We start from the raw sequence: 8756 nt of genomic DNA on the forward strand, positions 1-8756 counted from the left end.
CAGCAGGCGCCCGACAGGCCAGCCTGCTTGCCGGGCATGAACTCCAGCGCGCCATGGGTGCCGAAGTGCAGCACCGCATCGGCGCGGAAGTCTTCGCGCAGGTAGCGGTAGAAGGCCGAGAAGGCATGCGTGGGCGTCATGCCTTTGTCGAACAGCAGGCGCATTGGGTCGCCTTCATGACCGAAGGCCGGCTGCACCACCACCAGCACCTGGCCGAACTGCCGGCCCAGCACGAAGATGGAGCGGCCGTTGCTCAACTGCCGCCCGGGCGCGGGGCCCCACTGCGCTTCGATCTCGCGCAGCCAGCGCTCGCGCTTGACATGGTCGTTGGCGGGGATCAACGCATGCACGTTGGCATCGGCGCCGTGGTGGGCGGCATTGCCGGCCAGCAGGCTGTCGCGCAGCGCATCCACCGTGGCCGGCAGGTCCACCGTGTAGCCCTCGGCCTTGAGCATGGCCAGCGTGCGGTGCAGCGACTCGAACACCGACAGGTAAGCCGCGGTGCCGGTGCTGCCCGCATTGGGCGGAAAGTTGAAGATCACCACCGCCAGCTTGCGGCGCGCGCGCTCGCTGCGGCGCAGGGCCACCAGCTTGTGCACGCGGGCGGCCAGCATCTGCGCGCGGTCGGGGCAGCTGCGCATGTCCTGCGCGTTGTCGGTGGCGTGGAAGCTGCAGCGCTGGGCGCAGCCGGTGCACACCGTGCCTTCACCGCCCGGCCGGCCGCCGAACACGGTGGGGCCGGTGGCGCCGTCCAGCTCGGGGATGGCGACCATGATGGTGCTTTCCACCGGCAGCAGGCCGCGCTCGCTGGCGCCCCATTGGTCCAGCGTCTGGAATTCCACCGGGTGGGCGGCCAGGTAGGGCACGTCCAGCTGGGCCAATGTTTGCTCGGCGGCCTGGGCATCGTTGTAAGCCGGCCCGCCCACCAGCGAAAAGCCGGTGAGCGACACCACCGCATCCACCGTGGCGCGGCCTTCGTGCATGAAGAAGCGGTCGATGGCCGGGCGCGCATCCAGGCCGGCGGCAAAGGCGGGCCTGACCTTCAGACCCCGGGCTTCCAGCGCGGCGATCACGCCGTCGTAATGCGCGGTGTTGCCCGCCAGCAGGTACGAGCGCAGCAGCAGCAGGCCCACGGTGCCGGCCTCGGGCTGCAGCGGTGCCGCGGCCGGCAGGCGTTGCAGCGCATCGGCCGCTTCGCCCATGCGGCCCGGCAGCCGCGGGTGGTACAGGCCCAGCTCCGGGTAGTCCACCGGCGCCGCGGCGGCCAGCGTGCCGCGCAGCGCACGCCGCGGCCCGTCGGCATAGCGGTCCACCAGGGCCAGCACCATGTTCTGCACGTTGTCCTGCGAGCCGCCCAGCCAGTACTGCAGCGTCAGGAAATAGGCCCGCAGGTCTTGCGCGGTGCCGGGCACAAAGCGCAGCAGCTGCGGCAGCCGGCGCAGCATCTTCATCTGCGCCGCGCCGCCGCTGGCCGGCGGCTTGCCCGCGGCCGAAGCCTTGCCGCGCAGGCGCTTGAGCAGCGCCATCGGCCCGCTGGCGGGCTTACCCATGTCCAGCTTGCCCAGCCGTGTCAGGCGCACCACCTCGCCGGCCGAGACGGCGCACACCATCGCGTCGCACTGGTCGCGCCGGGCCTGCAGCGCAGGCATCACCGGCAGGAAGTGCTCTTCCATGAACAGCATCGTGGCCACCACGATGTCGGCCTGCGCGATGTCGGCCAGGCAGCGTTCCAGCGCGGCGGGCTGCGCCGCCCAGTCCGAAGCCGCATGCTGGCTGAGCACCAAGCCGGGCAGCCGCCGCCGCAGGGCCACCCGCGCCCGGTCGGTGGCGCTGGCCAGGTGCGTATCCATCGTGACGATGACCACCCGGTACGGCGTGGGGTCGAGAGTCGGGATGGGCGAGGGCATGAGCCCAATCTAGGGCTGACACGAAGAAGTGTCAATACAGCGTGACACTCACCCTGGCTCCAATCGCTTGACGCGACTCGTCGTGGCCTCACGTCCGCAAGGGCTGGGCGTGCTGTGGAAACGCCTTCAGGATCTTCTTGTCCATCGTGATCAGCGACGTCTGCAGCCGCTGCGCCAACGCCACGAACTCGCAGTCGTACGCCGAGCAATCGCTGCGAATCACCAGGGCCATGACCTCCTGCGAGGCGACCGGAAACTCGAAGCCGTCCATCAGCGACTCTGCTTCCGCCTGGAGGGCGCAGACCTGCTCAAAGCTCAGGGTCTTGCGGCGCAGATAGCCGGCCAGGATGTTTCTGAACTCACTGCGCCACAGCAAAGGCGCGGCCCATTCCGGATCGCGGCCAGCAGCGCGTCAGCCGCTGCTGTGAACTCGCCGGGCAGGTACAGGTAGGCCAGCACATGGCTGTCAACCACGATCACTTGCGCCCCGCGCGTTTGGCGGCATCGATGTCGGCTGCGGTGAACGGGCCCCGCGGCAGGCTGGCCCGCAACTCGCACGCGCGCGCCAGGCGCTCGTCGGCCGTCGTGCGGTTAGGCAGCAGCACTGCTTCCAGGCAGACGATGGCTTCGCTGTTCAAGCTGCGGCGGTGCAACCCGGCCGCTGCCTTCAGGCGCTCGTGCACCGCGTCGGGAATGTTCTTCAGCGTCAGAGAGGTGGGCATGCGACAACTCGGCGGCGGGAACCAAAACGGTTCCATCTTGGCGGAGTGAGTCACCTTGGGCAACCGCCGGTGCTGTTCCGGCCTGGGCCTCTCTGGCCCTCAACCCCCACTTCCACAACCACTCGCTGGGCAGCGGCAGCACCAGCAGCCAGTGCTCCAGCACGCCCAGGGTCAGCAGCGCGGCCGTCAGCAGGCGGGCGGTTTCGTCGAAGCGACCGATGCCGGTTTGCAGCGCGGCCTGCCACACGGCGGCGGTGGCGGCGGTGCCCAGCAGGATGGAGACGGGGAACAGGCGGTTGCTGGGGCGCTGGCGGAAGTAGCTGTGCAGGTAGGCGATGTGCGGCGGCAGGAAGCTTTCGTTGAGGTTGCGCACGCCCAAAAACACGTTGAGCTTGCTGCTCTGGCGCATGCACCACAGCGCGCCGAAGGTCCAGGCCGCGACCTGGTTGGGCTGGCGCCAGGTCAGGGCCAGCACCGCGGCAAACAGCACCAGTAGCGCCAGTTCATGGAACAGCACCACCTCGAACGCGCGGGCTGCACGTTGCCAGCGCCGTGCGTCGGACGGGCATGGCGTGCGCCGCGGGCCGGTGACGTAGCCCAGCAGGAAGGCCACCTCCTGCCAGGCCCACACCATCAGCGCGGCGGTGAAGGCCAGGTAGGCGCCGGTCACGCGGGTGTCGTCGGCGGTGGCGGCCACGCCGCACAAGGCCACGGCCAGCAGCACGGTGGCACCCCCCATGGTGAACGGGTGGGTGCTGCGCGGCAGGCCCACCAGCCACAGGATGGCGCCGGTGCTGAACCACCACGCCAGCAGCACGTACAAGAGCGGGCCGGCCTGCTGCATGGCGTGTGTGATGCGGCGGCGATGGGCGGCCGAACTACCAGGCCGGCGCCACGCGCACCTGCGCCGGCAGCGCATGCCGCTGCACCGGCTGCAGGTACAGCCGCGCAAAGGTCAGGCTGGCCTGCACCGCACAGGCGGCCTGCTGCAGCCTGCCGCGCAGGCCGCCGCGCGCCTTGGCCTCGTCCATGCGGGCCTGCGACGCCACCAGGCGGTTGAGCCCGCGCAGGAAGGCGGGGCGCTCGACGTCCAGCGAGATCGGGAACACCTGCTTGCTGATCTCGGTGGTGATGCGAAAGACGGTGAGGTCGTACTCGGTCGGGTCCAGCCCCATCGCCTGCTTGAGCGCGGGCCGGTTGTGGTCGCGCACGTACATGGTGGCGTACACCGCCAGCAGGAAAAAGCGCACCCACAGCAGGTTGCCGCCGCGCAGCAGGTGAGGGTGGGCGCGCAGCAGCAGCGCGAACGATTCGCCATGGCGGAATTCGTCGTTGCACCAGCGCTCGAACCAGCGAAAGATCGGATGAAAGCGCAGCTCGGGGTGGCGTTCCAGCTGGCGGTAGATGGTGATGTAACGGGCGTAGCCGATCTTCTCCGACAGGTAGGTGGCGTAGAAGATGTACTTGGGCTTGAAGAAGGTGTAGCGCTTGGTGCGCTTGAGGGCGCCCAGGTCCACGCCCAGCCCGTAGTCCTTGAGCGACTGGTTGATGAAGCCGGCGTGCCGCGATTCGTCGCGTGCCATGTAGCGCATCAGCGCCTTGATGTCGGGGTTGTGGCTGCGCTTGAAGATCTCGTTGTAGAGCACGCAGCCCGAGAACTCCGAGGTGAGCGACGAGACCAGGAAGTCGAGGAACTCGGCCCGCAGCTCGGGCGACCAGGTGGGCGTGAGCGCGGCCACTTCTTCCGCGAACTGCGGCGTGCGCTGGAAGTGGTCGTGGTTGTTGTCGCCTTCGTACTCGGCCAGCATCGCGTCCCACTCGGCGCGCAGCGGGCTCACGTCCAGCTGGTCCAGCGCCGCGAAGTCGGTGGTGTAGAAGCGCGGGCTCAGCATCGTGGAGGCGCGGGCGCGCTCGATGGCTTGCTCGGGGCTGTGGAGGGCGGTGTCCATGGGTTCTCCTGCGGGGTTGTCGCGCCCGGGGGTCAGGGCGTGCATGGTGCCTGCGGCAGCAGGGCCACGAAGACGCCGGCATTGACCGGACCGAAGGCTTCCAGGTCGATGCGGCGGCCGGTGCCGGGGTCTTGCAGCGTCAGCCGGCCATCGGCGTAGGCCAGCAGCAGGAAGGGCATCTGCGGACCCAGCTGCTGGCGCTTGCGCTCGCGCACCAGGCCGCGCACCGCGCTGCGCAAAAAGCCGTTGGTGCCGGGCGCCACGGTGTGCAGCAATGCGCCGCTGGCCGCATCGCGCACCGCGATGCCGCCATCGGCCAGGTCGTCGAACTGGAGGCTGCGGGCCTGCAGCACGGGGGCCGTGGGTTCGCTGCCGCCGCCCAGGCCCAGCCAGCGCACGATGGCCACGCCGATGAGGGTCACCAGCACCAGCGCGCCCAGTGCCGCCAGCGGCAGCCGCGGGGTGGCAGTCAGGTGCAGGGGCGTGATGGTGGCCATGGTGGCTTGTCTAGACAACTGCGCGCAGCGGGCGCGGGTGGCGCGGCGTGGCGGCGTCCGGCGTTGGCGCCGAGACCTGGGTCTGGGCGTCGGCGGACAGCGCCGCCGCCGACCCGGGCGTGGCCGGCAGTGCAGCGGCCACCAGCAGCTCGGCCACCTCGTCCACCTGCGGCAGCGCGCGCAGCATCGGCTGGGCGCGGCGCAGCTGCCAGGGGCGGACATGCGGCCACAGCTGCAGCCAGGCGATGCGGTCGGGGCCCGAGAGCTGCAGCGCGATGCTGCCGCGCCCCGCGCGGCCGCGGCGCAGTGCCGCCCCGGCGATGCAGCGATGCGGCACATTGAAGGTGACGGTGAGCACGATGCCCACCCGCATCACCACCCGGCGGCTGGTGAGGGTGTAGCAGGTGGTGCGGGCGCTGAGCCAGGCCAGCAGTGCCACCGTGCCCAGGCCGGTGGCCGCCAGCAGCAGCGGGCCGGCCATCAGCGCCAGCAGCGGCAGCGGCGGCGTGCCGGCGGCGGCCAGCTCGGCGATGCGCCAGGCCAGCAGCGCGCCGAAATACAGCGCGATGGCCCGCAGGTGAAAGGCCTCGCGCGCCAGCGTGGGCCAGTGCGGGCGGCCTTGCCACAGCAGCACCTCGTCGGCGGGCAGGGCTTCGGGCAGGCCGGGGGCGGCCTCGAACTCATGCTCATGGGCCAGGCCGGGGCTGTGCCGATGGACGGGCGCGTGGGCCTGGCCGGTGGCAGCGCGCAGCGTGGTCACAGCAGCGGCTCCGCACGGGCGGGCGTGGCGTACAAGGTGCCGGCCCCGTAATAGGCCATCACCTTCTCTTCTTCCAGCATGGTCAGGCGCTCAGGGTTGCGCAGGGCCGGCACGCCGGCGAACTGCGCGCCCAGGATGGAGCGCACCTGCACCCGGTGCGGCTTGACCCGCGCGAAGTTCATCGGCAGCAGCACGGTGTGGGCCAGGCCGGGCACCTTCACTTCGAGGTAGCGGAACAGCATCTCGGCCTGGTCGACCCACAGGTCCACCACTTCGCCGCCCACCGTGCCGTCGGCGCCGATCACCGGCAGGCCGCGCGGGTCGGGGTCTTGCGGGTCCACGCGCATCGCAGGCACGGCGCGCAGCGGCAGCAGCCGCGGCTGCAGGTCTTCGGTGGTGTCGACGATGTCGGGCCGCTCCGCCCAGGCGCCGGGGCCGATGCCGGCCTGCATCGGATCGCCCACGGGCTCGATCGGCGCACCCAGGAAGCGGCCGGTCAGCCGCGCCTTCTCAGGCGCCACCGGCGCGGCGCGGTTGGGCACGCTCACCGTGCGGCCGTCGCGCAGCACATAGGTCTTGGGCTTGGGGATGGGCGGAAAGCCCTGCACGTCGATGCGGCCGCCCGAGCGGTCGGACTCCAGCGGATAGCCCTCGCGCTTGTTCTCCTGGTGCAGGTAGTAGATGAGGCCTGCGAAGAAGATCCAGAAGCCGTACAGCGTGAGCTGGGCCACGTCGATGTATTGCGTGATGGCGCCGGTTTGCATGATGGACTCCTTGGAAGGCGGCGGGAGTTACTTCAGCCGGGAAACTCGGCCAGGCCGAAGGGCCGTGGGCTGGTGCTGGCCGTGGGCAGCGGGGGCGTGCCGTGCAGCCGCCGCACCAGCGGCCCGATGGCCGCCAGGGTGGCAAACAGCAGGGCAATCTCGAGGTGGTACACGAAGCTGTAGCCGATGGCCGGGCCGGTGAGCGCCGGGCCCAGCGCGCCCTGGCTGGCCAGTGCGGCCACGCCGTCGCGCACCGCGCCGCCCAGGCCCACGGCCAGGCCGCCGGCGGTGGCCTGCACCGCGCCCCAGGCGCCCAGCGCCAGGCCGTTGTGGCCGGCCGACAGCGCCATGGCCGCGATCAGCGTGCCCACGCCGAACAGCCCGCCGCCAAAGCCGATGAGCCCCACGCCGATGCGAAACAGCAGCGCCGATTCCAGCGGCGCCGCAAAGATGACGGCGGCAAAGGCCACCACGCCGGCCAGCGCACCCGCGGCCGCCAGCCGATAGGGGTCGGCACCGCGCTGCAGCCAGCGCGCGGCCAGACCGAAGGCGGCCAGTGCACCCGCGGCCAGCAGCGCGGTCAGCAGGCTGGTGGCGCCCACGCCCAGGTGCAGCACCGCGCCGCCGTAAGGCTCCAGCACGATGTCCTGCATGTTGAAGGCGGCCGTGCCCAGCCCCACCGCCACCAGGAAGCGGCGCACCGCCGGCTGGCCGGCAAAGGACTGCCAGGCGTCGCGGAACGAGGGCGCCGCGGTGGGGGCGGGCCGGCGCGGGCCGCGCGGCTCCTGCTTCCACAGCGCGGCGATGTTGAGCAGCATGGTCATCAGCGCCGCGCCCTGCACCACCTGCACCAGCCGCACATGGCTGAAGTCGCGCAGCAGCGCGCCGAAGGCCAGGCTGCCCACCAGCATGCCCACCAGCAGCATCACGTACATCAAGGCCACCACGCGCGGGCGGGTGGCTTCGGGCGCCAGGTCGGTGGCCAGGGCCAGGCCGGCGGTCTGCGTGGTCTGCAGGCCGGCACCCACCAGCACGAAGGCCAACGACGCGGCGGCGGTGCCCACCCAGGCGGGGCCGTGCAGGTCGCCGGCATCGGACGACAGCACCAGCAGCGCAAACGGCATGATGGCCAGGCCGCCGAACTGCATCAGCGAGCCGAACCACAGGTAGGGCACGCGGCGCCAGCCGAGCGCGCTCCAGTGCGTGTCGGACTTGAAGCCCACCAGCGCGCGCCACGGCGCCAGCAGCAGCGGCAGCGCCACCATGCTGGACACCAGCCAGGCCGACACCTGCAGCTCGACGATCATCACGCGGTTGAGCGTGCCTACCATCAACGCGCCGGCCATGCCCACCGAGACCTGGAACAGCGCCAGGCGCAGCAGGCGTGACAGCGGCAGGCCGGGCGACGCCGCATCGGCGAACGGCAGAAACCGGGGGCTGACGTGCAGCCAGGCTCTGGATAGCTTCATGCCGGCCCCTCGCCCGGCGGGTACGCCGGGCTATCCCCCGAGGGGATGTCGGGCCGGCTTGGGGCGGCCCGGCGCTCGGCCCGCATGCCTTGCCGCAGCTCCAACGCCTGCGAGGTATAGAAGCCGCTGGCGATGCGCTGGCTGCGGCCGGGCTGCCAGGTCTGCAGGCCTTCGGCCTGGCCGATCAGCGCATGCAGCTTGTCGGCTCGCACCGGCTCGATGGCTGGCGCGCGGTCGCCGCGCGGAAAGAGGCGACCCACCGCATGCATGGCGGCCAGCGCCGGGTTGCTGGGCGCATAGGTCATCAGCATCGAGCCGTGGATGCGCGGCGCCAGCCGCTGCAGCGCCTGCACCGCCTGCGGCGCGGTGTAGTGGATCAACGAATCCATCAGCACCACATGATGGAAGTGCCCCAGCGACGGACTGAGCATGTCGCCCGACAGGAACTGGATGCGCGCCTTGAGCGCCGCCGGCACCCGCTGCTGCGCCAGCTGCACCAGCGTGGGCGACAGGTCGATGGCCAGCACCTCGGCCCCGCGCTGCGCCGCCTCGATGGCCAGCGCGCCGGTGCCGCAACCGGCGTCCAGCAGGCGCAGCCCGTGCAGGTCGGCGGGCAGCCAGTCCAGCAACATGGCGCGCATGCGGTCGCGGCCGGCGCGCACCGTGGCGCGGATGCGGCCCACCGGCG

Annotated in this window: 10 protein-coding genes; all 10 read right to left on the reverse strand. The window is 71.3% G+C overall.

Annotated elements, in window-relative coordinates:
• On the reverse strand, positions 1–1907 hold a 1907-nt coding region (locus ABNT58_RS15845; RefSeq protein WP_348754422.1), incomplete at its 3' end, for a cobaltochelatase subunit CobN.
• Positions 1908–1995: 88 nt separating this feature from the next.
• Positions 1996–2283, reverse strand: coding sequence for a type II toxin-antitoxin system VapC family toxin (locus ABNT58_RS15850; protein WP_348754423.1), 288 nt, complete (start codon positions 2281–2283; stop codon positions 1996–1998).
• Between the two features lie 100 nt (positions 2284–2383).
• A complete protein-coding gene (locus tag ABNT58_RS15855) occupies positions 2384–2545 on the reverse strand; it encodes a hypothetical protein (RefSeq protein WP_348754424.1) in 162 nt (53 codons plus the stop codon).
• A complete protein-coding gene (puhE, locus tag ABNT58_RS15860; protein WP_348754425.1) occupies positions 2499–3473 on the reverse strand; it encodes a putative photosynthetic complex assembly protein PuhE in 975 nt (324 codons plus the stop codon). Before puhE ends, ABNT58_RS15855 begins: the two co-directional genes overlap by 47 nt.
• Before the next feature lie 34 nt (positions 3474–3507).
• A complete protein-coding gene (acsF, locus tag ABNT58_RS15865) occupies positions 3508–4578 on the reverse strand; it encodes a magnesium-protoporphyrin IX monomethyl ester (oxidative) cyclase (RefSeq protein ID WP_348754426.1) in 1071 nt (356 codons plus the stop codon).
• A gap of 32 nt (positions 4579–4610) precedes the next feature.
• A complete protein-coding gene (gene puhC, locus ABNT58_RS15870) occupies positions 4611–5075 on the reverse strand; it encodes a photosynthetic complex assembly protein PuhC (RefSeq protein ID WP_348754427.1) in 465 nt (154 codons plus the stop codon).
• A 10-nt stretch (positions 5076–5085) separates the two neighbouring features.
• Positions 5086–5835, reverse strand: a complete 750-nt coding sequence (gene puhB, locus ABNT58_RS15875; protein WP_348754428.1) for a photosynthetic complex putative assembly protein PuhB — start codon at positions 5833–5835, stop codon at positions 5086–5088.
• Positions 5832–6599, reverse strand: a complete 768-nt coding sequence (puhA, locus tag ABNT58_RS15880) for a photosynthetic reaction center subunit H (RefSeq protein WP_348754429.1) — start codon at positions 6597–6599, stop codon at positions 5832–5834. Before puhA ends, puhB begins: the two co-directional genes overlap by 4 nt.
• A gap of 32 nt (positions 6600–6631) precedes the next feature.
• On the reverse strand, positions 6632–8068 hold the full coding sequence (locus tag ABNT58_RS15885) for an MFS transporter (protein ID WP_348754430.1): 1437 nt from the start codon (positions 8066–8068) through the stop codon (positions 6632–6634).
• Positions 8065–8756, reverse strand: a 692-nt coding sequence (gene bchM / locus ABNT58_RS15890; protein ID WP_348754431.1) for a magnesium protoporphyrin IX methyltransferase, incomplete at its 5' end; no start/stop codon positions are given. The genes bchM and ABNT58_RS15885, both read right to left, overlap by 4 nt.

The sequence above is a fragment of the uncultured Aquincola sp. genome, assembly GCF_964001545.1.
Taxonomy (GTDB): Bacteria; Pseudomonadota; Gammaproteobacteria; order Burkholderiales; family Burkholderiaceae_C; genus Aquincola.

Coding starts and splice junctions, on each gene's coding strand:
- puhE (WP_348754425.1), bottom strand. CDS start 3,473: ATGCAGCAGGCCGGCCCGCTCTTGTACGTGCTGCTGGCGTGGTGGTTC.
- acsF (WP_348754426.1), bottom strand. CDS start 4,578: ATGGACACCGCCCTCCACAGCCCCGAGCAAGCCATCGAGCGCGCCCGC.
- puhC (WP_348754427.1), bottom strand. CDS start 5,075: ATGGCCACCATCACGCCCCTGCACCTGACTGCCACCCCGCGGCTGCCG.
- puhA (WP_348754429.1), bottom strand. CDS start 6,599: ATGCAAACCGGCGCCATCACGCAATACATCGACGTGGCCCAGCTCACG.
- ABNT58_RS15885 (WP_348754430.1), bottom strand. CDS start 8,068: ATGAAGCTATCCAGAGCCTGGCTGCACGTCAGCCCCCGGTTTCTGCCG.